Origin of the sequence: Arthrobacter pityocampae, from assembly GCF_002927275.1 — a bacterium.
Taxonomy (GTDB): domain Bacteria; phylum Actinomycetota; class Actinomycetes; order Actinomycetales; family Micrococcaceae; genus Arthrobacter_D; species Arthrobacter_D pityocampae.
This window is the reverse complement of the sequence record NZ_PRKW01000005.1, coordinates 379912-404729: the sequence shown is the minus strand read 5'-3', so window position 1 is coordinate 404729 and position 24818 is coordinate 379912. Positions and strand designations below refer to the sequence as shown.

General features: G+C 70.3%; 27 protein-coding genes and 1 pseudogene. 13 read left to right on the top strand and 15 right to left on the bottom strand.

What is annotated here, in order from left to right; genetic code table 11:
• Nucleotides 1–121: 121 nt before the first annotated feature.
• Genes C4K88_RS13395 through C4K88_RS13385 form a run of 3 tightly spaced genes read right to left on the bottom strand, consistent with a single transcriptional unit; the run spans nt 122 to nt 2825 of the window.
• Nucleotides 122–1270, bottom strand: a complete 1149-nt coding sequence (locus C4K88_RS13395) for a histidinol-phosphate transaminase (protein WP_174705240.1) — start codon at nt 1268–1270, stop codon at nt 122–124.
• Nucleotides 1267–2568, bottom strand: coding sequence for a hypothetical protein (locus tag C4K88_RS13390; protein WP_104122111.1), 1302 nt, complete (start codon nt 2566–2568; stop codon nt 1267–1269). Before C4K88_RS13390 ends, C4K88_RS13395 begins: the two co-directional genes overlap by 4 nt.
• A complete protein-coding gene (locus C4K88_RS13385) occupies nt 2565–2825 on the bottom strand; it encodes a hypothetical protein (RefSeq protein ID WP_146065692.1) in 261 nt (86 codons plus the stop codon). The genes C4K88_RS13390 and C4K88_RS13385 overlap by 4 nt, the downstream gene beginning before the upstream one ends.
• Before the next feature lie 228 nt (nt 2826–3053).
• On the opposite strand from C4K88_RS13385, the gene purB reads away from it, so the two are divergent.
• From purB to C4K88_RS13370, 3 genes are all read left to right on the top strand, one after another.
• Nucleotides 3054–4484 carry an adenylosuccinate lyase gene (gene purB, locus C4K88_RS13380; RefSeq protein WP_104122109.1) on the top strand — a complete coding sequence of 477 codons (1431 nt, stop codon included), beginning with the start codon at nt 3054–3056 and terminating at the stop codon, nt 4482–4484.
• A gap of 61 nt (nt 4485–4545) precedes the next feature.
• Nucleotides 4546–5418 carry an endonuclease/exonuclease/phosphatase family protein gene (locus tag C4K88_RS13375; protein WP_104122108.1) on the top strand — a complete coding sequence of 291 codons (873 nt, stop codon included), beginning with the start codon at nt 4546–4548 and terminating at the stop codon, nt 5416–5418.
• An 81-nt stretch (nt 5419–5499) separates the two neighbouring features.
• A complete protein-coding gene (locus tag C4K88_RS13370; protein ID WP_104122107.1) occupies nt 5500–6942 on the top strand; it encodes a lipase maturation factor family protein in 1443 nt (480 codons plus the stop codon).
• Here the strand turns inward: C4K88_RS13370 and C4K88_RS13365 are convergent.
• From C4K88_RS13365 to C4K88_RS13345, 5 genes are all read right to left on the bottom strand, one after another.
• A complete protein-coding gene (locus C4K88_RS13365) occupies nt 6919–7482 on the bottom strand; it encodes a 2'-5' RNA ligase family protein (RefSeq protein ID WP_104122106.1) in 564 nt (187 codons plus the stop codon). The two genes, C4K88_RS13370 and C4K88_RS13365, sit on opposite strands and share 24 nt — an antisense overlap.
• Before the next feature lie 48 nt (nt 7483–7530).
• The gene (locus tag C4K88_RS13360; protein ID WP_104122105.1) at nt 7531–8448 is read right to left on the bottom strand and encodes an FHA domain-containing protein; all 918 of its coding nucleotides are present in this window, start codon (nt 8446–8448) and stop codon (nt 7531–7533) included.
• Nucleotides 8449–8463: 15 nt separating this feature from the next.
• Entirely contained in the window at nt 8464–8718 is a 255-nt protein-coding gene (locus C4K88_RS13355; RefSeq protein WP_174705239.1) for a hypothetical protein, read from the bottom strand.
• Nucleotides 8719–8850: 132 nt separating this feature from the next.
• Nucleotides 8851–9834 carry an aldo/keto reductase gene (locus C4K88_RS13350; RefSeq protein ID WP_104122103.1) on the bottom strand — a complete coding sequence of 328 codons (984 nt, stop codon included), beginning with the start codon at nt 9832–9834 and terminating at the stop codon, nt 8851–8853.
• An 8-nt stretch (nt 9835–9842) separates the two neighbouring features.
• Nucleotides 9843–11411, bottom strand: coding sequence for a cryptochrome/photolyase family protein (locus C4K88_RS13345; RefSeq protein WP_104122102.1), 1569 nt, complete (start codon nt 11409–11411; stop codon nt 9843–9845).
• Between the two features lie 132 nt (nt 11412–11543).
• Between C4K88_RS13345 and C4K88_RS13340 the strand changes: the two genes are divergently transcribed.
• Nucleotides 11544–13037 carry an FAD-dependent oxidoreductase gene (locus C4K88_RS13340; protein ID WP_104122101.1) on the top strand — a complete coding sequence of 498 codons (1494 nt, stop codon included), beginning with the start codon at nt 11544–11546 and terminating at the stop codon, nt 13035–13037.
• 75 nt (nt 13038–13112) lie between these two features.
• Here C4K88_RS13340 and C4K88_RS13335 read toward each other — a convergent pair whose 3' ends face one another.
• From C4K88_RS13335 to C4K88_RS13325, 3 genes are read right to left on the bottom strand one after another with little or no spacing between them, the layout of a single operon-like run.
• Complete coding sequence (locus tag C4K88_RS13335) at nt 13113–13511, bottom strand: hypothetical protein (RefSeq protein ID WP_104122100.1); 399 nt, start codon at nt 13509–13511, stop codon at nt 13113–13115.
• A complete protein-coding gene (locus C4K88_RS13330) occupies nt 13501–14100 on the bottom strand; it encodes an Asp23/Gls24 family envelope stress response protein (protein WP_104122099.1) in 600 nt (199 codons plus the stop codon). The genes C4K88_RS13335 and C4K88_RS13330 overlap by 11 nt, the downstream gene beginning before the upstream one ends.
• Entirely contained in the window at nt 14091–14882 is a 792-nt protein-coding gene (locus C4K88_RS13325) for an RNA polymerase sigma factor (protein ID WP_206604371.1), read from the bottom strand. The genes C4K88_RS13330 and C4K88_RS13325 overlap by 10 nt, the downstream gene beginning before the upstream one ends.
• 205 nt (nt 14883–15087) lie before the next feature.
• Between C4K88_RS13325 and C4K88_RS13320 the strand changes: the two genes are divergently transcribed.
• The 6 genes from C4K88_RS13320 to C4K88_RS13295 all read left to right on the top strand — a co-directional run bounded on the left by C4K88_RS13320 (nt 15088) and on the right by C4K88_RS13295 (nt 17723).
• Entirely contained in the window at nt 15088–15627 is a 540-nt protein-coding gene (locus tag C4K88_RS13320; protein ID WP_104122098.1) for an Asp23/Gls24 family envelope stress response protein, read from the top strand.
• A gap of 85 nt (nt 15628–15712) precedes the next feature.
• Complete coding sequence (locus tag C4K88_RS13315; protein ID WP_104122097.1) at nt 15713–15895, top strand: DUF2273 domain-containing protein; 183 nt, start codon at nt 15713–15715, stop codon at nt 15893–15895.
• Nucleotides 15896–15899: 4 nt separating this feature from the next.
• Nucleotides 15900–16292: an Asp23/Gls24 family envelope stress response protein gene (locus tag C4K88_RS13310; RefSeq protein WP_104122096.1), complete on the top strand. Its 393-nt coding sequence runs from the start codon at nt 15900–15902 to the stop codon at nt 16290–16292.
• Nucleotides 16289–16822, top strand: coding sequence for a DUF6286 domain-containing protein (locus C4K88_RS13305; protein ID WP_104122095.1), 534 nt, complete (start codon nt 16289–16291; stop codon nt 16820–16822). Before C4K88_RS13310 ends, C4K88_RS13305 begins: the two co-directional genes overlap by 4 nt.
• Nucleotides 16823–16836: 14 nt before the next feature.
• Nucleotides 16837–17454: an Asp23/Gls24 family envelope stress response protein gene (locus C4K88_RS13300; protein WP_104122094.1), complete on the top strand. Its 618-nt coding sequence runs from the start codon at nt 16837–16839 to the stop codon at nt 17452–17454.
• A gap of 95 nt (nt 17455–17549) precedes the next feature.
• Nucleotides 17550–17723 (top strand): CsbD family protein, encoded by a 174-nt coding sequence (locus C4K88_RS13295; RefSeq protein ID WP_104122093.1) that lies wholly within the window; start codon nt 17550–17552, stop codon nt 17721–17723.
• Nucleotides 17724–17774: 51 nt separating this feature from the next.
• Here C4K88_RS13295 and C4K88_RS13290 read toward each other — a convergent pair whose 3' ends face one another.
• The 3 genes from C4K88_RS13290 to C4K88_RS13280 all read right to left on the bottom strand — a co-directional run bounded on the left by C4K88_RS13290 (nt 17775) and on the right by C4K88_RS13280 (nt 19562).
• Nucleotides 17775–18446 (bottom strand): Pr6Pr family membrane protein, encoded by a 672-nt coding sequence (locus C4K88_RS13290; protein ID WP_104122252.1) that lies wholly within the window; start codon nt 18444–18446, stop codon nt 17775–17777.
• A gap of 17 nt (nt 18447–18463) precedes the next feature.
• A complete protein-coding gene (gene mscL, locus C4K88_RS13285; RefSeq protein WP_104122092.1) occupies nt 18464–18886 on the bottom strand; it encodes a large conductance mechanosensitive channel protein MscL in 423 nt (140 codons plus the stop codon).
• A 118-nt stretch (nt 18887–19004) separates the two neighbouring features.
• On the bottom strand, nt 19005–19562 hold the full coding sequence (locus C4K88_RS13280) for a TetR/AcrR family transcriptional regulator (RefSeq protein ID WP_104122091.1): 558 nt from the start codon (nt 19560–19562) through the stop codon (nt 19005–19007).
• Nucleotides 19563–19623: 61 nt separating this feature from the next.
• Here C4K88_RS13280 and C4K88_RS13275 point away from each other — a divergent pair, with 61 nt between their 5' ends.
• From C4K88_RS13275 to C4K88_RS13265, 3 genes are all read left to right on the top strand, one after another.
• Nucleotides 19624–21198 (top strand): MFS transporter, encoded by a 1575-nt coding sequence (locus tag C4K88_RS13275; protein WP_104122090.1) that lies wholly within the window; start codon nt 19624–19626, stop codon nt 21196–21198.
• Nucleotides 21199–21245: 47 nt separating this feature from the next.
• Nucleotides 21246–21827: a GNAT family N-acetyltransferase gene (locus C4K88_RS13270; RefSeq protein ID WP_104122251.1), complete on the top strand. Its 582-nt coding sequence runs from the start codon at nt 21246–21248 to the stop codon at nt 21825–21827.
• Between the two features lie 112 nt (nt 21828–21939).
• Nucleotides 21940–23553, top strand: coding sequence for a peptide chain release factor 3 (locus C4K88_RS13265; RefSeq protein ID WP_241521929.1), 1614 nt, complete (start codon nt 21940–21942; stop codon nt 23551–23553).
• A 324-nt stretch (nt 23554–23877) separates the two neighbouring features.
• Here C4K88_RS13265 and C4K88_RS13255 read toward each other — a convergent pair.
• Nucleotides 23878–24450 (bottom strand): annotated as a pseudogene (locus C4K88_RS13255) (recombinase family protein); the annotation flags it as partial.
• Nucleotides 24451–24818: the final 368 nt, after the last annotated feature.

Here is a 24818-nt window from a genome sequence, read left to right as displayed (position 1 = left end):
ACATTCCGCTGGGAGAATGTATGTAGCAAGTCATACACGGGACAACATATGTTCCCGGGACGTACTGCTCAAGACTAGTCAGGGCGGCCCCGGGGGCCTATTCGTGTCGTGCCGGACCCGGTCAGGGGCGGTGCGTGTACTCTCCGCACAGCTCGAGGAACCGGGTGTTCGCGGCGCCCTCACCGATGGAGACACGGACACCCTCCGAGCCGAAGGCCCGCACGGACAGGGCCCGCTCCGCCGCCTTCGCCGCGAAGTCCTGCGTGTGCTCGCCCAGCGCCAGCCAGACGAAGTTCCCCTCGGCCTCCGGGACGCGCCAGCCCAGGTCGCGGAGCCCCTCGACGACACGGTCCCGTTCGTCGACGATCGACTGGACGCGGGCCTCGACCTCCTCGATGTGCCGGAGCGAGGTCACGGCGGCGTGCTCGGCGACCTGCGACACGGCGAACGGGACGGCGCTGACGCGCAGGTGCTCCGTGAGGGCCGGCTGGGACACCGAGTAGCCCACCCGGAGTCCTGCCAGACCGTGGGCCTTGGAGAAGGTCCGCAGCACGATCACGTTCGCATGCTCCCGGTACAGCGCGATGCCGTCCACGGCATCCGGGCGCCGCACGAACTCCTGGTACGCCTCGTCGATGACGACCACCACGTGCGGCGGGACCCCGGTCAGGAAGCGGACCACGTCGTCGCGCGTGAGGATGGGCCCGGTGGGGTTGTTCGGGGTGCAGAGCATGATGACGCGCGTGCGATCCGTGATGGCCGCCACCATGGCGTCCAGGTCGTGGGTGCCGTCCTCCCGCACCGGGACCTGGACGCCCGTCGCGCCCGCGAGGCCCACACTGATCGGATACGCCTCGAAGGAGCGCCACGCATAGATCACCTCGTCGGGTGCGTCGAAGTCGTTCTGGCCCGCGAAGGTGGCGAGGATCTGGTTCAGGGCGCCGAGACTGCCTGCGCCGGTGACGATGTCCGTCGCAGGAACACCGAGATAGCCCGCGAGTTCGGTGCGCAGCGCCGTCGTCATGGGGTCGGGGTAACGGTTGATGGCGGTCTCGGAGGCGATCGCGGCGAGGACAGCGGGCAGGGGCGGCAGCGGGTTCTCGTTCGAGGACAGCTTGAAGCTCTCGAGCCCCTCGACCACCACCGGGGGTTTGCCCGCAGCGTAGCGGGGGAGCTTCCCGAGGACGCCGCGTGGTCGGATGCCGGCCGTGCCGGATGCTGCGGCCGCAGGGCCTGGGGATGGAGCCGGACGGTCCTCGATCGAAGTCATGGCCATAGCCTAGACCGGCCGTCCGCCTCACGGCGCCTGCCCTCGGACGGTGAAGTACTGCCGGACGGTGGGGTACTGCCGAACGGTGGTCGACGCGTGGCGGTGAAGGAGTAGCGGCGCGCCGCACCGCCGGCGGCGGCCAGCAGTGCGGTCGCGGGGGCGAGGGACGGTGCGTTGCCGGAGTCGACGAGTCGCGCACCCACCGCGTAGTTCTCGAGCTTGTGGGCCCGACCGAAACCCCGGGGTTCCGCCGAGCCATCGGCTTGCTCGGCCGGCTCCGGGATCGGGGTGGCGAGGGTGACGGTGGTCCGGTGTCGGTCGTCACCGTTCTGCACCGAGTCGAGGCGGGGCACCGGGTCAGCCTCGTGCTCCAGGTGCAGGTACTCCGTGCCACCACTCGTGGACCAGCCCGTCGGCGACCCCGCGGTCAGGACCAGCTGGACGTCGTACCGGCCGCCCAGACCGTCCGGCTCCGCGAGATTGACGGCATGGAGGCCGCCCTCGCTGTACCCCGCGATCATCAGGGCGTCCCCCTCCCGGGCGCCGGCCCGCCCGAGGGCCTGCAGGACGGCCTCCTCGGTGAAGCGGCTGTCCTCCGTGAGGGCTTCGCCGATTCCTCCCACGTCGAAGGGATTGCTCCTGTCCCGCCCCGGGAGGCCGCTACCCTGCATGCCGGGCAGGACGACGACGTAGACCGGCTCGTCCTCCGTTCCTGTCCGGAGCACCTCGAAGGTGCCGGGGGCATCATCCTCCACCGCGGCCAGCCGCTCCAGCACGCCGCTGACCGTTCCGTCGAACCGGACGGGCACCCCCAGGTCCGCGGCCTCCACCCCGATGGGAGCGACGCTCAGCGCGCCGGAGTCGATCGCCGTACGCGCAAGGCCCCGGGCCGCGGCGTCCGAGACCTGCCGCGCGGCCTCCGTCACGGCGAGCGCGGCGTCGTCGGCCAGGCGGTAGGCGAGCAGGGCGGCGCGGAGCCGGTCCTCCGCGGCGGCGAGGGCGCGGGCGTTCTCCAGGGAGGCCGTCCACGCCCCGTCGAGCCGGGCCAGGGCCGACTGGTACTGGGGACCTGCCACGCCGCCGGAGAGGTGCAGGTGCATGATCCGCCACGGGAGCTCGCTGACCTCGCCGTTCAGGTACCCGAGGCCGACGGCGACCTCCCCCGCGTCCGCGGCGAGGACGGCGAGCACCCGGGCGGCCTCCTCCAACTCCTCCCACTGGAACCGGATCCCGCCGATACCCCCGCGTACGGCCATGGGGCCGTCGTCGCCCACGACGGGGCGTAGCCCGTCCGTCACAGTCCCGCTCCGTGCTGCCGTTCCTCGGCGTCGCGCACGACGCCGGCGAAGGCCCCCAGTTCCTGCGCGGCGGACTCGAGCTGGTCCACCGTGCGTCCCAGTTCCTCGCTCCGCTCCGCGAGATACGTGCGGAAGTTGCCGCCGGCGGGAGACTCCCAGGAGAGCAGGCCGACCGACAGCGCGTGCCGGCGGACGTCCCCCAGCTGCCCCGCATGCCATCGGAGGCGGGCGGCCATCGCGGTCACCTCGGAGCTCACGTCCGCCCACGCCTCGCTTGACGCTCCGCCCTGCATGCCGCCATCCATCGCCGCTGTCCTCCTGCTCGCCCTGCGGCCGTCCGCCCGGCCGTCCTTCAACGCTAGGAGGGGGCCCGGGGGCGCCCGGACGACGGAGTCGCTATGTGGACAGGACCACGGGCGGGTCAAGACTGCGGAGCGTACTGCCCGGGGTGACCCCCGCCGTCGGCGCCGTGAAAGGATGGAGGAATGGCTGACTCCGCGCTCCCCCGGGTTGAATTCGCTGCTCTGTCCAGAGGGGAGGGGACGTCCCTGACGCTCGGGCCGCTCGACGGCCGGTATCGCGGTGCCGTCGCCCCGCTCGTCGACTTCCTCTCGGAGGCGGCGCTCAACCGGGACCGCGTCCACGTCGAGGTCGAGTGGCTGATCCACCTGACACGGGACGCCGTCCTGCCCGGCACCGCACCCCTGGACGCCGGCCAGGAGGCACGGCTGCGCGCGATCGTCACCTCCTTCGACGCGGAGTCCGTCGCGGAACTCGGCGAGATCGAGGCCGTCACCGTGCACGACGTCAAGGCGGTGGAGTACTTCATCGGACGGCGGCTCGACGGGATCGGGATCGGCCACCTGAAGCCGCTCGTCCACTTCGGCTGCACGTCGGAGGACATCAACAACCTCTCCTACGCGCTCGGCGTGAAGGGCGCCGTCCTGGACGTCTGGCTGCCGGCCGCCCGGGCACTCGTCGCGTCGATCGCGGACCTCGCACGCACGGCGCGGGACACCCCGATGCTCTCGCGCACGCACGGCCAGCCCGCCACCCCCACCACGCTGGGCAAGGAGATGGCCGTCGTCGCGCACCGGCTGACGCGGCAACTCGACCGCATCGCGGCCACGGAGTTCCTCGGGAAGATCAACGGGGCAACGGGCACGTACGCCGCCCACTACGCCTCGGTCCCGCAGGCGGACTGGCAGGGCGTCGCGCGGTCCTTCGTGGAGGGCCTCGGCCTCACCTGGAACCCGCTCACCACGCAGATCGAGTCGCACGACTGGCAGGCGGAGCTCTACTCCGACGTCGCCCGCTTCAACCGGATCCTCCACAACTTCTGCACGGACGTGTGGAGCTACATCTCGATCGGGTACTTCGCCCAGATCCCGGTGGCGGGCGCCACGGGATCCTCGACGATGCCGCACAAGGTCAACCCGATCCGCTTCGAGAACGCGGAGGCCAACCTGGAGATCTCCTCCGGCCTGCTCGACGTCCTGGCGTCGACGCTCGTGACCTCCCGCTGGCAGCGGGACCTGACCGACTCCTCCAGCCAGCGCAACATCGGGGTCGCCCTCGGGCATTCGCTGCTCGCCATTTCGAACGTGGCGAAGGGCCTCGCCCGGCTCGACGTCGCCGAGGACGTCCTCGCGGCGGACCTCGACGGCAACTGGGAGGTCCTCGGGGAGGCCGTGCAGATGGTCATGCGCGCCGAGGCGATCGCCGGCGTACCGGGCCTCGATGATCCGTACGAGCGCCTCAAGGACCTGACCCGCGGGCACCGCGTGGACGCCGGGCGCATGCGTGACTTCGTCAGCGGCCTCGGCCTCGGTCCGGACGCCGAGCAGCGGCTCCTCGCCCTGACGCCCGCGCGGTACACCGGCATCGCGGCGGATCTCGTGGACCACCTCGGCTGACGGCCCGCCGGCGTATCGCCGGGCAGCCGCCGCATCCCACGTGCCGCACCGGAAGGGTCTCATGCCTCGAACACCCACACCATCGCAGTCCCCCGCCCTGATCGGGGCCAGCCGGTCCTCGCTCCATGTCATGAGCTTCAACATCCGGTACGACCGCCCCTCCGCCCGGCCCGAGGACGTGGACTACTGGCCGGACAGGATCGCGCCCCTGCAGGACCTGCTGCGCCGGGAGGTCCCGGCCGTCCTCGGCGTGCAGGAAGCCCTCCGCCACCAGCTGACGGTGATCGAGGCGGCGCTGCCGCCGAGGTACCGCATGATCGGTGACGGCCGGGACGGCGGCAGTCGCGGCGAGTACTCGGCCATCTTCTACGACGCCCACCGCCTGCGGCTCATCGAGTGGGACCAGTTCTGGCTCTCGGACAACCCGAAGCTCATCGGCTCGTCCACCTGGGGCAATGGGGTGACGCGCATCGTGACGTGGGGACGTTTCCACGACAGCGGATCCGACCGGGAGATCCTCCTCGTGAACACCCATTTCGACCATGAGTCCGAGCACGCGCGGCTCCGTAGTGCCACCGCGGTGCTCGACCTCGTACGTTTCTTCCACCCGCGGCTGCCGACCATCGTGATGGGCGACTTCAACTCCGATGCCGGCGCATCCTCCGCGTACCGGCAGTTCCTGGACTCGGGAGTCCTCATGGATGCGTGGACCCGGGCGGACGAGCAGCTCACCCCCGCCTACGGCACCTTTCCCCGCTACGCCAGCCCCGTGGACGGTGGGATGCGCATCGACTGGATCCTCACCACCCCCGACGTGCGCGTCCGCCAGGTGGCGGTCAACACCTCCACCCTCGACGGCAGGTATGCGAGCGACCACGCCGCCGTCCAGGCGCTCGTCGACCTCCCCCGCCCCCCTCACCCCGGGGGTTCCTGAGCGGATCCGCTAGTCCCGGGACCCTCACTGTGGGGTCGAAACGCCCTTGACGCTCCTTCCGGGGAACCGGACGCTGAGGGGATGGAGTGGGCCGCGGACGTCCTCACCGCCGAGAAGTACGACGTCGGGCGGCAGATCGCCCAGCGCGGAGTCGCCGCCGTCTACGTCATCGCGTTCCTGTCCGCCGTCGCCCAGTTCCCGGCCCTCCTCGGCGAGAAGGGCCTCCTGCCGGTTCCCGTCTTCCTCGCAAGGGCCGGCCGGCGGGCCGGCCCGACACTGTTCCACCGCGGCTACACGGACCGGCGCCTGCGCGTCGTCGCCTGGACCGGCGCGGCACTCTCCGCCGCGCTCGTCCTCGGCATCCCGCAGGCAGGGCCGTGGTGGGTGCCCCTGATCGCGTTCCTCCTCGTCTGGTGGCTGTACACATCGATCGTGAACGTGGGCCAGGTCTTCTACGGCTTCGGCTGGGAGAGCCTGCTGCTGGAGGCGGGGTTCGTCGTCGCGTTCCTCGGATCCGCGGAGATCGCGCCGCCGTTCCTGGTGCTGCTGATGATCCGCTGGCTCGTCTTCCGGCTCGAATTCGGGGCCGGTCTGATCAAACTGCGCGGCGACCGCTCCTGGCGCGACCTGACCGCCCTGTACTACCACCACGAGACCCAGCCGATGCCGAATCCGGCCAGCCGGTTCTTCCACCTCCTGCCCAAACCGCTGCACCGCCTCGAGGTGGCGGGCAACCACGTCACGCAGCTGGCCGTCCCGTTCCTCCTCTTCATGCCGCAGCCGATGGCAGGGTTCGCCGCGCTGATCATCGTCGTCACGCAGTGCTGGCTCGTGCTCTCCGGCAATTTCGCCTGGCTCAACACCCTGACGATCATCCTGGCCCTCGCCGCCGTGCCCGATTCCTTCTACGAGGCGGTGCTCCCCGCCCTCGAGCTGTCCGGCGCCCACCGACCGACGCCGCTGTACGTGAGCGTCGTCGTGTCCGTCGCGATGCTGGTCCTCGCCTACCTGAGCTGGCCGGCGCTGCTGAACCTGTTCGCCCGCCGGCAACTCATGAACGCGAGCTTCAACCGGTGGCACCTCGGGAACGCCTACGGTGCGTTCGGGAGCGTGACGAAGGTGCGGTACGAGGTGGTCGTGGAGGGAACGCTCGACGCCGTGGGCCCCGGTGCGCGCTGGCGCGAGTACGAGTTCAAGGGCAAGCCCGGTGACCCGGCGCGGATGCCACGCCAGATCGCGCCGTACCACCTGCGGCTGGACTGGATGATGTGGTTCCTCGCCCTGGGCTCGGAACGCGGCTGGTTCGCCCCGTTCCTGGTGAAGCTCCTCGAGGCGGACCCGGCGGTCCTGAAACTGCTCCGCACGGACCCCTTCGACGGCGAACGGCCCCGCTACATCCGCGCACGCATCTTCATCTACCGCTTCTCCACCCGGGAGGAGAAGCGGGCCACCGGGCTGTGGTGGATCCGCGAACCCCAGGGCGTGGTGGTCCACCCGGCGTCACTCCGCGCGGACGTCCCCTGACGCCGCGGCCCCGGCGCCCCCGCCGCCGAGCAGGACCAGCTGTTTCTCCTGGGCGTCCCATCGGCGGACCGCGCCGGCTCGAAGCCCTTCGGCCGGACGGTCCCGCAGGATGCCGAGGGCTGCAGCCAGCTGGTCGGCGGTCAGGCCGTGGCCGAGCGTGATGTGCGGGGTCCAGGCCCCCGGGACGGTAGTGGGCACCGGATCCTCGACGCCGTCCAGGGCGGCCCAGATCCGGCGGTGCAGGCCGGTCAGGGCATCACTGCCGATGACCTGCCGCGCGAGGACGTATTTCCGCCGGGTCGGGAAGACGAGGAATCCAGCGGTAACCAGGCCCGTGGGGCCGTCCTGCGCCGCACACGCGAGGAAGGCGTCGTACCGGTCGTCGATCCTGCCGGCGGCCGCGAGGGTGATGTGCGGGCTGTTGCTGAAGGACAGGTGGCGTGACTGGTTCGGCAGGCCCGCCGCCTCGAGCGCGGCCCAGTCCTCGAGCAGGAAGGTCTCCGACGGCGGGTCCAGCAGGAGTTCGACGCTATCGGCCACGTCGCACCCACCCTGCCGGGCCCGCCGGTCGGCCGCCTGGCCCCGGGGTCAGCGCCGCCGCCGTCGGAAGTCCCCGACGCCGGCGGAACCGTCCACCTCGGTGGCGCCGGTACGCGGATTGCGCTGCGGACGCTGGTAGGCGAGTTCGCCACCGCTGCGGCCGCCGTACGGCCGCCCGTGGTCGGCGTACTCCTCCCGGAAGAACGCCAGCGCCCAGTCACCGAACTGGATACGCGCCCCGGTGCGGAGCACGGACGGTTCGCGGGCGTTGACGCTGCCTCTGGTGACGCCGTGCGGTACCAGTACGTACTCGTCGTCCTCCGTGTGGAGGACCTCCGCGTGCAGGGCGTCGAGACCGGTCAGCCTGAGCATCGCGTCCTCGCCGCTGCCGATCGTGGTGCGGTCGGCGACCAGCTCGAACTCGCGCGGCACCTGGCCGGAATACGTTGCCGAGTTCTGCACGAAGATGAGGCGCGGGCGCCCCGACCCCCGCTCGTAGTGGGTCGTCGTGATGGTGCGCCGGATCCGGCGATTGACCGTCGGGACGATCGGGAACGGCGTGGACGGGGGGATGAGCGACGGCGCATCCCCCTTCTCGAGGACGCGACGGCCGACGCCGAGCAGGGGCGCGAGCGTCCCGGGTGAGCCGAGACGGATGTGCGGGGAGCGCGTGATGAGCCGCTGGGCCAGGGAGGACTCCACGGCACCGATGCTCACCAGCAGCCCCTTGGGTCCGGAGACCGAGACCGCGAGACCCCGCTGCGCCAGCTGCCGCGCGGCATCCCGCACCTGCCCGAGGCCGGGGAGGTTGTTGCCGCGGAAGGAGCCGGGGTCGTCGACGAAGATCTCGATCGTGGATCCTGCCGCCTTCACGGTGCCGGAGAGCCCCGCTTCCGGCTTCCCGTCGATGGCCGGTTCTCCCAGCGAGAAATCAATGTCGATGTCGAATCTGAGTGCTGAGGCCATGATGCGCGCGGCGCGTCAGCTCGTGTGCGGGTCGGAGCCGCCGGATGCGTTGTCGCTGGTCGTGATCCGCAGGGTTCCGTTGAACTTCCAGGTGGCGCGCGGCGCATCGGGGCCGATGTCACGCGGGACCTCGATGGTCATGTTCTCCAGCGTGTAGTTGATCGCGGCGCCGCGCCCGGTCAGGTAGGCCCACATCTCTTCCGCGAGGTCCGTCCAGTCGCGGATGGTGTGCGCTTCGCCTGCGTTGACGCCTGAGGTGTTCTCGGTCATGTCGATTCCTTCATCGGTGATCCAACAATGACAGACGTCCTCTAACTCCGTCTGACGTGATACTCCTCACCTTAGTCGAGGGTCTGGCCGTGCGGAACCCGCGCGTGGAGTGCGCAGATTCCGCACGGCGGATCACCAGCGAGGGTGCACGGCGGCCCGGAAATGGCGGTCGTAGATGTCGGCGACGGCGGCGCTCAGGTCGGCGCCGAGGCCTGCATGCCCGGCCGCTGCCGCGTTGGCCCTGGCCTGCTCCGGGTTGCGGGCGCCGGGGATGACGGTGCTCACGCCCTCCTGGGCGATGATCCAGGCGAGGGCAGCCTCGGCTGTCGTGACGCCGTCGGGCACGAGGTCCGCGAATTCGCGGGCGGCCCCGACGCCGGTGGCGTAGTCGACGCCCGAGAAGGTCTCCCCGACGTCGAACGCGGCGCCGTTCCGGTTGTAGTTGCGGTGGTCGTCCTCGGCGAAGGCGGTGTCCGTCGTGTATTTGCCGGACAGGAGTCCGGAAGCCAGGGGGACGCGCGCGATGATCCCGACGCCGGCGGCCTGCGCGGCGGGCAGGACCTCGTCGAGCGGCTTGAGGCGGAACGCATTGAGGATGATCTGCACGCTGGCCGTGGTGCCGCGCGCGATGGCCGCCAGTGCCTCGTCCGTGCGCTCCACGCTGACGCCGTAGTTGCTGATGACGCCCTCACCGACGAGGGTGTCGAGCGCGTCGTAGACCTCCTCGGAGCTGTAGACGGCGGTCGGCGGGCAGTGGAGCTGGACGAGGTCCAGGGTGTCGACGCCGAGGTTGGTCCGCGACCGGTCGATCCACTGGCGGAAGTTCGCCAGCGTGTAGTTCTCGGGGGTCTGGTCGACGCGCCGGCCCATCTTCGTGCCGACGAGCACGTCGAGGCCCGGGTTGTCCCGGAGGAAGGCGCCGATGGTCGATTCGCTGCGGCCGTCGCCGTAGACGTCCGCGGTGTCGAAGAAGGTCACCCCGGCGTCGACGGCCGCCTCGAGGACGGCGACGGCGTCCTTGTCCTCCACCGCACCCCAGTCCGCGCCGAGCTGCCAGGTGCCGAGGCCGACGACGGAGACGGGACGGCCGGTTCTTCCGAGGGTTCTCTGTTCCATGGATCCGACTATAGGCCGGGGAGCGTGGCCTCCGCGGCCTCCACCGCCCGGGTTGCCTTCGCAGCCGGAATGCCTCCCATGTTGGCCCGCCCCGAGCCGCCCGTCGTCCTGCCCTCACCGGGGAGCCACCGCGCAGCCTCCTGACGCAGGGCCTCCCGCCGCTCGGCGTCCATGCGGTCGAGGAGCACCACGCTCATGGTGGACCGGGGGTTGCGGGCGAACAGCTCGCGGTGGTCCTCCACGAACTCCCAGTAGAGGGCGTCCCAGCTGAACCGCCACGGTCCGTCCTTGAAGTCGCTCATCTTCTTGATGTAGTTGCTGCCGCTGACGTACGGCTTGGTGGTGATCATGGTGCCTGCCGCGAACTGGCTCATGGCGTAGACGTTGGGCACCATCACCCAGTCGTAGGCGTCGATGAACATCTCCATGAACCACTCGTAGACGGCGTCCGGCTTCGCCCGCATGAGCAGGGTCGCGTTGCCGAGCACCATGAGCCGCTCGATGTGGTGGGCGTAGGCGGTGTCGAGTACGCGGCTGATGACGGAGTCCACGGGGGCGAGACCCGTCCCGCCGGTCCACCAGCCCTCGTCGAGGTCCGCCGTGAATCCGAGGGTGTTGCCGGTCCGCATCTCCCGTCCGCGGATCACGTAGGACGCCCGGATGTACTCCCGCCAGCCGATGACCTGGCGGAGGAAGCCCTCGACGCTGGCGATAGGGGTGTCGTGGCGGTCGGCGAAGTCCAGGGCGAGGTCCACCACCTCGCCGGGGCTGAGGAGTCCGGTGTTCATGCTGGAACTCAGGGCCGAGTGGAAGAGGTAGGTCTGGCCCTCCGCGATGGCGTCCTCGTACGGTCCGAAGAGCTCGAAGCGCTCGGTGAGGAACGCCTCGAGGGCGTCGGAGGCCTGCCGGTGCGTGACGGGCCAGTTGAAGGATTCCGCGGTGCCGGGGTTGTCCGGGAACGCGCCCCGCACCCACGTGATGGCCTCCTCGACCTCCGGTGGCCGCCCGAACTGCGGCAGGTCCGGCAGTGCGATCCTCTTCGGCAGCTTCTTGCGGTTGTCCGCGTCGAAGCTCCACCTGCCGCCCGTCGGGGACCCGTCGGTCTCCACCATGATCCCGAGCCGCTTGCGCTGCCACTCGTAGAAGGTCTGCATGCGCCAGTTGTGCGAGGAGAAGTAGGTGCCGAGGATGTCGCGCGGCGTGATGAACTGCGGGGTCTCGAGCACGCGCGCCGCGACGCCGGCGTCCGCGAGGGTCCGCGTGAGCCGCCGGTCGAGCCAGTCGTCGACGACGTCGTAGTAGGTCGCGTGGCTGGCGTCGCGGTCCGCGAGCGCGGCAGCCAGCCGCTCCTGGCTGGTGGCCTCCGCGGAGGTCTCCACGTAGTCGACGCCGTAGCCGGCGTCCCGGACCCGCTGCGCGAAGATGGTCATGGCAGCCCGGTGCAGGACGAGTTTCTGCTGGTGGAACCGGAGATCCCGGAACATGAGGTCGTCCTCGAGGAAGACGAAGCGGGTGTCCGGGGACGCCTCGAGGTGCTCCTCGAACAGCTGATGGGGAAGGACGAGCTGGACGTGCACGGGGGGTGCCTTCCTGCAGGGGACGGTCGTCGGGTCACCCTAGCGCCTGCCGCCGACAGGCCCCGGAATGCTTGACCGTGTGCGGGCTTGGTGGTTCGGTGGGGATCACCGACCGGCTTCCGAAGGATTCCCATGAGATCGCTCTGGCTCGCTACCGCCCCGTCCATCCCGGCCGATCCCCTGCCGGCCGGTGCCACCTACGACTCCGTCGTCGTCGGGGCCGGACTGACCGGGCTGACGACGGCGCTCCTGCTGTCCCGGGCCGGGCATCGCGTGGCGGTCCTCGAGGCCCGGACCGCGGGGGCGGTGACCACGGGCAACACCACGGCGAAGCTCTCGCTCCTGCAGGGGACGAGCATCTCGGCGATCCTGAAGCACCACGACGAGGACGTGGCCCGGGCCTACGTCCTCGGGAACCGCGAGGGCCAGGCCTGGCTGCTGCGCTTCTGCGACGAGAACGGCATCGGTTACCAGACCCGCGACGCCGTCGGGTACGCGACCACGGACACCGGGGCGCGGAAACTCACCGCCGAGCACCAGGCGTGCCTCACCGCAGGCCTGGACACGGAGCTCGGCAGCGCGGCGTCCCTCCCCTTCCCCGTGCGGAAGACGCTGCGCCTGAAGGACCAGGCCCAGTTCCACCCGCTCGAGGTGCTGGCCGGTCTGGCCGCCGAGTTCAGGCGGCACGGCGGCACGCTGGTGGAAGGCGTCCGCGTGGAGGGCGTCGCCAAGGCTCCCGAGGGGGCGGAGGGCGTGGAGCTGCGGACCAGCGCGGGCCCGGTGACGGCGTCGAACGTCGTCCTCGCCACGGGCATCCCGATCCTCGACCGCGGCGGTTACTTCGCCGTGCTGCAGCCCATGCGCTCGTACTGCGTGGCCCTGACCGTGGAGGACGACGTCCCGGAGGACATGTACCTCAGCGCGGACTCCCCCACCCGGTCGCTGCGCACCGCCGTCGTCGACGGCACCCCGTACCTGATCGTGGGGGGCAACGGCCACAAGGTGGGCCACAGCTCCGCCACGCAGGCACGGGTGGACGGCCTCACGCGGTGGGCGCAGGAGTACTTCCCGACGGCGCGCCCCGCCTACGCGTGGTCGGCCCAGGACTACGCCCCCGCCGCGGCCGTCCCCTACGTGGGCAAGGTCCCGGCGGGCGGCGGCCACATCTACGCGGCCACCGGCTACGACAAGTGGGGCATGACCAACGCGGTCGCGGCGTCGCTGGCCCTGTCGGGGGAGATCCTCGGCGGCAACATGCCGTGGGCCGGGACGCTGTACCGGACGAGGGTCAGTGGCGCCGACGCGCTCCAGACGGCGCAGGCGAACGCCGCCGTCGGCCTGGAGATGGTCTCGGGCTGGCTGGGCGGGCTGGCGCGCTCCTCGTCCTCCACGCCGGGTGAGGGCGAGGGCCGGGTGATCCGCGAGGGCGCGCGCCCCATCGGGGTGTGCACCGTGGACGGCGTCCAGCATCGCGTGTCGGCGGTCTGCCCGCACCTCAAGGGGATCCTCACCTGGAACGACGCCGAACGGTCCTGGGACTGCCCGCTCCACGGCTCGCGCTTCACCGCGGACGGAAAGCTGCTCGAGGGGCCGTCGACCGCGGACCTCGCCGACACGAGACGCTAGCGCCGGGAGCGCGGCGGACCGCGCCACTGCTGCCGGCTCCGCCGACCCCCGGGCTCCGGTGGGAGCCGGGCCGGATCAGGTCGCCGGAGCTCCCTCGATGGCGAGGATGGTGACGTCGACCCGCCCGACCGCGATCCCCTCGGCGTCCACGAGCCGTGCGGCCACGTCCTGTACCTCGCGCGCCAGGTCGAGGGCGGATCGGTTGATATCGGTGGCGACGTCGATCTTCAGGTCCAGGACTCCGTCCGAGAGCGTGAGGAGAAGCCCGTCGCGGGCGACGACGGGGGGTGAGCCCGCGGGCCGCAGGGTCCGGTGCAACTGGTCGAGGGCCGCGGGCGTCCAGCGGTCGATCACGCTGCGCAGCGTCGGTTCGAGGCGTACCACCCCCGGATGGTCGACGAGCGCCGCACTGATGACGTCCGCCAGCGGGTCGAGGTCCACGACCAGCGCCGGCCGGGGCTGCTCAGAGGTCATACAGGTCCTCCACGATGATGTCGATCTGCTGCATGGTGATGGATGTCTGGGCCTGCACCACGGTGGCTACCCGTTCACGGAGCAGGTCCATAGTTGCGGGGACCCTCACCCCGGAGGAGATGGCGACGGTGAGCGTGATCCGGACGTCCCCGGCGTCCACCGCCGCGACGGCCGGATCGGTGGTCGGGTCGGCGCCGGCAGGGGCCCCGGCGATGGTGCACCGGCGGGCACGGACCCCGGGGACGGTGGAGGCCGCGAACCGGATCAGCCCACTCAGGGCCTGCTCACTGATGTCGATCGTGCCCAGGGCCGTGGTCACCAGGGGCGTACGCCGGCTCCGCCGGACCTCGGCGCGGGCGACCATCATGATTGCCTCCTTCACCCGGGCCCCGGGTTGCAGTGCGGGGTCGTCGCGGTCGCGGTCACGCAGCGATCCCGTGACCGACTCCAGATGATGAAGCGCCAGGCGCGCGCTCCGGCAGTCCGGGCACTCCAGCTCGTGGGCGGTCGGCGGCTGGTCGATGGATGCCCAGACGTCATCGATGATCCGCCCGCACCCCAGGCGCGGCTGATCCTCATTCAACGCCATGGCTGCATCCCTTCTGCGAGGAACCGTCGAGCACGCGCAATACGTCCACGGACAGTGCTTTCGGGCAGTTGCACGATCACTGCAATCTCAGCGTAGGAGAATTCGTGGACATCCCGCAGCAGCCAGCAGGCGCGCGGTCCGGCCGGGACGGTCTGCAGCAGGTCGGCCAGTGCCTGCATCTGGGCTTCGGTCTCATGACGGAGCGCCGGATCCTGGACGGCCCTCGAGCCGAGGGCCGTGAGCATCCGACTCCCGGGGCCGCCCTCCCCCCAGTGCGGGGAGTCGGGCCCATCCGGTCCGCCGTCGTCGTCGAACGGGACGGCGTCCACCGGCCGGCGCTGGCGGCCCCGCAGCACGTCGAAGCACTTGTTGGTCGCCGAGCGGTACAGCCAGGGAATGAACGCCTGGGGCGCGGTGAGCGTGGGCAGGTTGCGCCAGGCGGCGATGAAGGTCTCCTGGACGACGTCCTCGGCCTCGGCGTGATCACCCAGCATGCGGAACGCCAGGCGGAAGACCCCGCCCTGATAGGCCGAGACCAGCCATTCGAAGGCGTCGAGGTCGCCGTCCTGGGCGCGGGCGACGATCGTCGCTTCGTCGAGATCGTCCAGGGACATCCACACCTGCTCGGGTGCGCCGGCCGCGGGCATCGCGTCCTCCGCGTCGTCGAACGCGGAGTCCGGCGGGGTGACGCGGAACGCATCGTCCGGGGTGCGGCCCATCCGGCACGCCTCCTTCCGCTGCAACGTCGTGACATCCCCCAGGACCCGCCGAGTGAAATCCATCTCGACATCGAAATCATAAGCGACCGGCACGGGCATCCCTCCCCCGGCATCCGCGCCCGCCGAGAATCGCACAGCGGAAGACGGGTCGACACTGCCGGCCCGGGAATCGGAGGAAAAAATTCCCGCCACCGGCGTGACGAATGAGGAGCGGCGTCGTCCTTACCTGTGTACGACACCATCCCCCACCCACAGGAGACCGATTCACATGGCAGACGATCAGAGCACAGCAGCACGCCGGGCAGCGGCAGTCCCCGCCACGGACGCGGACCAGACGCGCCAGGCCGACGAGATCCGCGGGGCCCGGACGTCCCGGCCGGCGAGCCCGCTGCAGACCGAGCAGGGCAACACGTCGATCGCGGACACCGTGGTGCAGAAGATCGCGGGTATCTCGGCCCGTGAGGTTCCGGGCGTGTACGCGATGGGCAACGCGGCGCGCCGCGCCTTCGACCAGCTCGCGGAGCGCATCCCCGGATCCCAGACCAACGCCTCCGGCGGGGTCAGCATCGAGAAGGGCGAGAAGCAGACCGCGATCGACGTCACCGTCGTCGTCGAGTACGGCGCGTCGATCGTCGAGGTCAGCAACAACATCCGCAGGAACATCATCAGCGCGGTGGAGCGGACGACTGGCCTCGAGGTCATCGAGGTCAACGTGACCGTCTCCGACGTACACCTGCCCACCGACGGGGACTCCGATGACTCCTCGACCGGCGCGAAGACGTCCTCGACCGGCACGGAACTCGAGTAGCCGCTCCCCTTCGTCACGGCCGGTCCAGGATGGGCCCTGGACCGGCTCGCCCGCCCTTATCCGCACCATTTCCTAGGACTTTGTCATGTCACGTAGCACCATCGGCCTCTTCGTCGGGCTCCTCCTCGGCTTCGCCGTGATCTTCGGGGGATTCCTCGAGTTCCTGGCGGTCATCCTCTTCGCAGCAGTCGGCCTGGTAGTGGGACGCCTCCTCGACGGCAAGATCGACCTGCAGGACCTCGCAGGGTCCCGCCGTCAGCGGGACTAGCACCATGACCACCACACCCACCAGGGGCGCCCTGCCACCGGCGCCGCACCGGGGCACCCTCACGCTGAGCGAGAAGGTCGTGCAGAAGATCGCCGCGCAGGGCGCCGCCGAACTCCCCTTCGTCGGGGGCCTTCGAGGAGGAGTACTCGGGATCGCACGCCATGCCGATTCCGGGCAGCGGCCCCGGGCGTCCGTCGAGATCAGCGGGAGGACCGTCGCGGTGTTCCTCGACGTCGCACTCGACTTCCCGGCGGATCTTGCCGCGCAGTCGGCGGACATCCGGCGGCACGTCACCGACACCCTCGAACACACCACGGGGCTGCAGGTGCGTCGGATCGACATCACGGTCCGGGCCCTCACCACCGAACCGGACAGACGACACAGGAGGCTCCAGTGAGCAGCACGACGATCCGCAGGCGCCCGGCCCGGACCATACCGGCGATCCTTTGCGCGGCCCTGCTGCTGGGCGTCGCGTCGACGGCCGTCTGGACCGGAGTCACCGCCCTGTCGGGGGACGCAGCCTTCCTCGACGCGGCCAAGCGGGTGGGTGCGTCCTCCTGGTCGAGTCAGGCCGTACTCGTCGCGGCCGCCCTCGCAGCGCTCGCCGGCGCGCTCCTGGTCGTCGCCGCCCTGGTGCCCGGCCGGTACAACGCCTACCTGATCGACCACGACGGGATTGCCCGCGCCGCGCTGAGGAACGCGGGGCTCGAGACCCTCCTGACCGCCAGGGCGAACACGATCGACGGCGTAGATACGGCCCGGACGACGCTCGCCGCCCGAACGGTCGACGTACACATCACCACGTACCTGCTGGACCGCAACGACCTGAGGGCGACCGTGACCGGCATCCTGCAGCACCGGCTGGACGAGCTGGGGCTGGCCCGCACACCGAGGGTCTCCGTGAGCGTCAGCACCCACAAGAGATAGGACGAGAACCCATCATGCGACACACAGCAGGGCGCCTGAACCGCGCCTGGCTCATCATCACCGGCAGCATCCTCCTCGTCGGCGGGGCTTTGGCCGCGGCTACCGGGCTCGGCCTGCTCGAGGGCCGCTCGTTTTCCGGCCTGCGCGCCCCGGGACGCGACCAGCCGGTCCTCGCGCCGGCCGCCGGGGACCAGGTGCTCGCCGGCGCCCTCCTCGCCGCCGGTCTCGTCCTCGGAATCCTCGCCGTCCTGTGGTTGCTGGCGCAGGTTCCCCGCAAGCACGGTGCGTCGACCGTCAAGCTCGAGGACCCGGACGGCAAGGGCCTCACCCTCGTGGAGCCGGCGCTCCTCGAGGACGCCATCAGCACCCGGATCGAAGAACTCGACGACGTGACCGGCGCGCGGACCGTGATCCGCGGTTCGTCACGGACCCCCGACATCACCGTCCGCGCCACGACCACGTGCGACGCGGCCATCCCCTACGTCGTCACGGACATCGAACAGCACATCAGGCACGACCTCCGCGCGAGCCTCGGCCAGGAGCCGGCCTCCCTCGCCGTCGAGATCGATGTCAGGGCCACCCCGAAGAAGCAGAGCTCCGTGACCGTCGAAGCGGTGGCGCTCGACGCCTGACGGGAACGGGCGCCGCTCATCCGTCAGGACCCAGGAACCCCGGCCGCAATCCGCGCGCCGGTCATCAAGAAACACCACAACCGGAGGAGAATCCCGTGGGATTGGACGACAAGATCAGGAATGCAGCGGAGAAAGTGGCAGGGAAGGTGAAGGAGGGCGTCGGTGAGGCGACCGACAACGAGCGCCTCCAGGCCGAAGGCCGCACCGATCAGGCGAAGGCGGACGTCAAGGATGCAGGCGAGAACGTGAAGGACGCCTTCAGGAAGTAATCACCAGCACGGGGCCACCCTCCGGAAAACACCACGGGTGGCCCCCGCGGATCAGGCGGGGTTGCGGCGGGCCTCGCCGACGGGTTCCGCGACCGGTCGCACGCGGCGGCTGATGAGGAGCACCACGGCGCCGAAGGCCAGGACGGCCACCGCGATGACGACGACGTACACGGCAACCGAGGCGTAGCCCGACGCCGGATCGAGGAACGGGTACGGCACCCAACCGTCGGTGGCGCCCCGCACCAGGACCACCGTCACCCAGACCAGCGGGAACACGAGGATGAGGCGGAGTACGCGGTAGGAAAGTGCGCGGCGATCGGCGGCGACGATCCAGTCCAGGACGGCGTAGACCGGGAATCCGACATGCATGACCCAGTTGGCCCAGGCGAGCTCCACGCCACCCGGAAGTCCTACCAGCAGCAGGTTGTAGACGACGCCGACGACGAACATGTACGTGGTGACGGCGGCCCGGACCGGGAGGAGCCACTCGGGGTCGGCCGCTCCGCGGACCTGGAGTACGGCGGCGAGGAGCAGGACGGCCGCAGCCAGGAGGTTGCCCTGGATCGTGAAGAACCCGAAAAAGTTGAACGGGTTCACCGGGCTCCGGGATGCCGTGTCCAGGAACGTGGACACGACCGCCAGGAGCACGACGGCACCCACCACCAGACGGACGGCGGCGCGGAGTGGCAGGGTCTGCGGACGGAGACCGGGACGACTCGCCACCGGACCGGCCTGGCCGGTCACGGCCGCACGTCCCGAGACGCCAGATCCTTCAGCAGGTCCCGCATCTCGGTCAGGAGCGCGGTGTCCACCGGGATCGGGGCCTCTTCTTCGGCGTCGTCCGGGCCGGCGAGCGCGTCCAGCCGCGCTCGCGCCCGGTTCATCGGCACGACGAACACGAAGTAGACCACGGCCGCCGTGATGAGGAAGGTGACCACGGCCGTGAGGACGGCACCCACGTCGACGAAGGTGGCGTCGTTACCCGGCCGGATCCAGAAGCCGGGCCCTTCCGCGTCGATCCCGCCGGCGGAAGCGATGACCGGGTCGATGATGTTCGCCGTGAAGGCGCCGACGAGGGCCGTGAACGCGCTCCCGATGACGACGGCGATCGCCAGTTCGATCACGTTGCCGCGCAGGACGAAGTCCCTGAAACCCTTGATCATCCTGCTGTCCCCTCGCTGAGCGCCCGTGCCGTCTGCCGGGTCCGGTCGTGCACGTCCCACTCTAGTGAGGCGTCCCTCCTCGGGATCGTCCCCACGCCGGGCGGCGGGACGGGGCGGGTCAGGACGCGACGCCGCGGTGGCTGCTGCGGCTGACGATGAGGTCCACGACGTCGAGGAGCTCGTCGATCTCCGCGCCGCTCGTGCGGCCGGTGCCGGCTGAGGCGAAGAACGCGGCGTCGTAGTAGAGGCCGTCGCCGAGGAGCTTGACGGCGTGCGCCGTCGTGCGATCCCCGAGCTGCGCATCGAGCGCGTCGAGCCATCGCTCCTGGATCTCGGCGAGAGAGGCCTTCGCCGTCGGATGCCCCTGCTGGGCCAGGCGCGCCATGGAGACGAGGGCTCGATCGAGCGGGCTGTCCTCGAAGACGGACGTCCGGACGTAGTAGCGGGCCGCGCCGTCCGGCGCCGCCGCCATCGTCTCGCGGTCCTTCTCGGCGAGGCCCCGGAGGCGGTCGGCCAGACCGTCGACGAGCGCCTCCTTGGAAGGGAAGTGGTACAGCAGTCCGCCCTTGGAGACCTCGGCGTCCGCGGCCACCGCTTCCATGGTGGCGGCCCTCTCGCCGTCGCGGATCAGAGCCTTCTCGAAGCTGTCGAGGATGCGCTCGCGGGAACTGGACACTCCCTGATGATACCGGTCACGATTGTTGTACTGTACCGGCTGGACGGTATAGCTTTGATGGATGACCACAACACCTTCCCCTTCTGCACGTGTGTCCGGGGTGAACCCGCGTGCCGTTCAGTCCCCCGATCCCCTGGCCGGCCGCCGCGAGTGGTTCGCCCTCGCCGTGCTGATGCTGCCGGTGCTGCTGGTCTCGGTGGACAACACCGTGCTGAGTTTCGCCCTGCCCGAGATCTCGCGTCACTTCGCCACGAGCGGGACCACCCTGCTCTGGATCGTCGACAGCTATCCCCTCGTGCTCGCCGGCCTGCTGGTGGCGATGGGCAGCTTCGGCGACCGCTTCGGCCGCCGTCGCCTGCTCATGATCGGCGCCGTGGGGTTCGCCGTGTTCTCCGTGATCGCGGCGTTCGCACCGACGGCGGCGCTCCTGGTCGCCGCCCGCGTGGGCCTCGGCGTCTTCGGCGCCATGCTCATGCCGTCGACCCTCTCGCTCATCCGCAACATCTTCCTGGACCGGAACCAGCGCCGGATCGCCATCGCGGTCTGGGCCGCAGGCTTCTCGGCCGGCGCCGCGCTCGGCCCCCTACTCGGCGGCATCCTGCTCGAGCACTTCTGGTGGGGTTCCGTGTTCCTCCTCGCGGTCCCCGTGCTGCTGCTCATGCTCGCGCTGACCCCCGCCCTGGTGCCCGAGTCGAAGGACTCCCACCCGGGCCGCGTGGACTACCTCAGCATCGCCCTGTCCATCGGGACCATGCTGCCGGTGGTCTACGCCATCAAGAACCTGGCGAAGGGAGGTCCGCTGCTCATCTCGGTGACGGCGGCCTTCATCGGCCTCGCGGCAGGCACTGCCTTCGTCACCCGGCAGCTCCAGCGTCGCAACCCCATGCTCGACGTCCGCCTGTTCGCGGTCCGCGCGTTCAGCGGCGCCGTCCTGGTGAACCTGTTCGCGATCTTCTCGCTCGTCGGCTTCCTGTTCTTCGTCTCGCAGCACCTCCAGCTGGTACTCGGGCTCAGCCCGCTCGACGCCGGGCTGGTCCTGCTCCCCGGCCTCCTCGTGACGATCGTCGCCGGCCTCGCCGTCGTGCCGCTGGCCCGCCGGTGCCCGCCGCACGTCGTCGTCCCGGTCGCCCTGATGTTCTCGGCCGTCGCCTACGCGATGATCGCCCTGCTCGGCGAGGGCGGGTCCGCGGGCCTCCTGATGACCGCCTTCGTGATTCTCGGGATCGGCGTGGGCGCCTCCGAGACCATCTCGAACGACCTCATCCTGTCCTCCGTCCCGGCCGCCAAGGCGGGCGCGGCGTCCGCCGTGTCCGAGACCGCCTACGAGGTGGGCTCCGTCCTCGGGACCGCCGTGCTCGGCAGCATCCTGCTGGCGTCCTATCAGCGGAACCTGCTGCTCCCCGCGGGGCTCAGCGGCGACCAGTCGGAGACCTCCACGGAAACCCTCGGCGGCGCGGTCGAGGTCGCGACCCAGCTCGGCCCGACCGGCGCGGCACTCCTCCGGGAGTCCGCGTTCCACGCCTTCGACAGCGGCGTCACCCTGACGTCCGGCATCGCAGCCCTGCTCATGGCCGGCGCGGCCGTCCTCGCGGCGTGGAGCCTGCGGGGCACGACGGCGGAGCGCGTCGACCACTAGACCCCGGAACTGTTGTCCGCCGCACCCCCGGATGGAACAGTGTGGTCATGATGATCGAGGTGCGCCCGGCGACGGTGTTCGAGGATGTCGCGACGATGGTGGGCCCCAGGCGAGCCGACGCGAACGCCTGCTGGTGCCTCAGCTACCGCCTCCCGGCCAGGCAGAACGCCGCGCTTGTCCGGCAGGAGCGCGGCGCCCTCGTGGAACGCCTGTGCCGTCAGGATCCACCGCCCGGGGTCCTCGCCTACGACGGCGACGACGTCGTCGGGTGGGCTGCCGTCCACCCGCGCGCCGACACGGCCTTCGCCAACAGCCGCACCATCCCTCGGATCGACGACGCCGATGCGTGGACGGTGTGGTGCATCCGGGTGAGGCCCGGCCATCGCGGCAAGGGCATCTCGCATCGACTGCTCGCGGGGGCGGTGGACTTCGCCGTGAGTTCCGGCGCTCCGGTCATCGAGGGGTATCCGGTGGACAACGCGGGCGCGAAGGTGGACAGCACGATGGCCTATGTCGGCACGCGCCGGCTCTTCGAGGCGGTGGGATTCAGCAAGGCAGCCGACACCACGTCGGTGCTGAACGGGTTCCCGCGGGTCCTCATGCGGCTCGAGCTGCACGCACGCCGGTAGCGCCGCCGCGATCCGCCGTCCCCTGCCCCACCGAGGACGCCCGTGTCCAGTCGCACAGTCCGCACCTCGCCCCACCGACGGGTACGGCGCCGGCATCGGGGACAATGGGAGGGTGGCCCTGCTAACCGAATCCCCCGTCCTCGACGCCGATGCCGTCCGCCGTGAGGCCGGACGCCGTCGCACCTTCGCCGTCATCTCGCACCCCGACGCCGGGAAGTCGACCCTCACGGAGGCCCTGGCGCTCCTCGCCCGGGCCATCCAGGACGCCGGCGTGACGCACGGCAAGTCGAGCCGCCACGCGACGGTGTCCGACTGGATGGGCATCGAGCAGGAGCGCGGCATCTCCATCAGCTCCGCTGCCCTCCAGCTCACCTACCGCGACACCATCCTCAACGTCGTGGACACCCCAGGCCACGCGGACTTCTCGGAGGACACCTATCGCGTCCTCGCCGCCGTCGATTCCGCGGTGATGCTGATCGACGCCGCCAAGGGTTTCGAACCGCAGACCGTCAAGCTGCTCGCCGTGTGCAAGGCGCGGAACATCCCCATCATCACGGTCATCAACAAGTGGGACCGGCCGGGCCTGGACGCTCTCGGCCTGATCGACGACGTCGGGGCGCGCACCGGCATGAATCCCGTCCCGCTCACGTGGCCGGCCGGGATCGCCGGGGAGTTCCAGGGACTCATCGACCTCCGGGCCGAGCGGGCCATCGCCCTGACGGCCGTGGAGGCCGGCGCCCAGGCCGCCACCGAGACCGAGGTGGACATCGACGCCCTCGACCCGCGGGACGCCGGTGCCTGGCTCGACGCCCGCGAGGAGTCGGGCCTCGTCGAATCCTCGAACGGATCCTTCGACCGTGAGGAGTTCGAGGCGGCCCGCCAGACGCCCGTCCTCTTCGCGGCCGCAGCCAAGAACTTCGGCGTCTCCCAGCTCCTCGACATTCTGGTGGACGTGGCGCCCTCCCCTACCCCGCGCCCCTCCAAGGATGACGAGCCCCGCCCCATCGATGCGCCGATGTCCGGCTTCGTGTTCAAGGTGCAGGCCGGCCAGGACAGTGCGCACCGCGACCACATCGCGTACCTGCGCATCTGCTCGGGCACGTTCGAACGCGGCATGGTCATCACCAACCAGCGCACCGGGAAGCCCTTCGCCACCAAGTACGCGCACCGCGTCCTCGGCCGCAGCCGTGAAGTGGTGGACACCGCGTGGCCGGGCGACGTCGTCGGGCTCGTGAACGCGACGAGCCTCCGCGTGGGCGACAGCCTGTTCGCCGAAGAACCCGTGCAGTTCCCCGACATCCCGCGCTTCTCCCCCGAGCTGTTCGCCGTCGCGCGCGCCAAGGATCCGGGGCGGTACAAGCAGTTTCGCCGCGGCATCGAGCAGCTCGAACACGAGGGCGTGGTGCAGGTGCTGCGCTCGGACCTCCGCGGCGACCAGGCACCCGTGCTGGCCGCCGTCGGTGCCCTGCAGTTCGAGGTCGCCGCCCAGCGGCTCGGCACCGAGTTCAACGCGCCGACGTCGCTGGACAACCTCTCCTACACGCTCGCCATGCGCGTGGCACCGGAGAGCCAGGGCGTCCCGGCGACGTTCCGCGGCGGCGAGATCCTCTTCCGGTCCGACGGCGAGATCGTGGCCGTGTTCGGCGACAAGTGGAAGGTGGGGCACTTCCGGAAGGACTTCCCCGACGTCGTACTCGAGCCGATCGGCGCGGCCGTCGATCAGTAGCACGGCGGGCGACACGGCCCCCGTGAGCGGGTGACTCAGCTCCACCGGTCCATCGAGCCAGCACCCGCCGCTCAACTGGTTGAGGTCCTGTACGCCCTCTACCGAGCACCGTGAGCCCGTCGGCCACACGGTCGCCTCGACGCGGGACGACGAAGTAGTGCCCCCACCAGAGCCAGTTCCTTGCGGGTCCTGCACGCCGCGTCACCGACATCACCCTGCAGGACCCGTGCCCGCTCGATCCCATCGAGCTCGGAGATCGCGCGGAAGTCCTTCAGCTCTGAGGTGGACGGTCGGATTTCTCGTAAGACTGCAGTTTATGAGGCACTACTGAAGCGGTCCTGGGGTCGTGACTCGGGCTCGTCGTTGGATCTCCCGGTACGCGGTTGTCCGGGAGACGCCCATGAGTTCGGCGATCTCGCCTCGCGTGTATTCGCCCTCGTCGACGAGGCCGAGCAGGTGCTTGCGTTGGTGGTCCGAGAGTTTGGGTTGCTTGCCGCGGAGTCGGCCCTTGGCTTTGGCGACAGCCATGCCTTCCCGGGTGCGGGCGCGGATCAGGTCGGACTCGAACTCGGCCACGATGCCTAGGACGTTGAACAGGAGCTTGCCGATCGGGTCTGTCGGATCGTAGATGCTGCCGCCCAAACTCAGGGCGACACCTTTGCGGGTGAGCTCGTCGGCGATGTTGCGGGCATCGAGGACGGAGCGTGCCAACCGGTCGAGTTTCGTCACGACCAGGGTGTCACCCTTCCGACAGGAAGCCAGCGCTTCCCCCAGGCCCGGCCGGGTGCGGTTCGTGCCGGTGAAGCCATGATCGACGTGGATGTTCTCCTCCTCGACGCCAAGGGACATCAGACTCTCCCGTTGAGCGGTGAGGTCCTGGCCGGCGGTCGAGACGCGCCTATCCGATCTTCATCGACTCAGTGTTGCAGACAAGGTACCTATGCGCCCGTTTTCACCGTCCCGGCTAAACGCCCTCTCCCTCGGTACGACGAGCCCGACCGATTGTCGATTCTCGAAGTCGCCTGCACTACTTCCCGAAGTCATCTGCACGGGCGCAAAGCGACCCATTTACGGACGGCGTTCGATCCTTTATTCGACTCAGCACGCTTCGTATGTCTGACGGCTTGGGGTTGCGGCTCTAGTCGCCCTCAAGGTGCAGGGCCGCATCTGCATCGGTTTCGACCCATCGGGTGAAGGTGGCCGTGAGGCCGGCCCGAGTGGGAGAGGCACAGAACGGGGACCGACCTCGGCACTCGCGGTCTCGT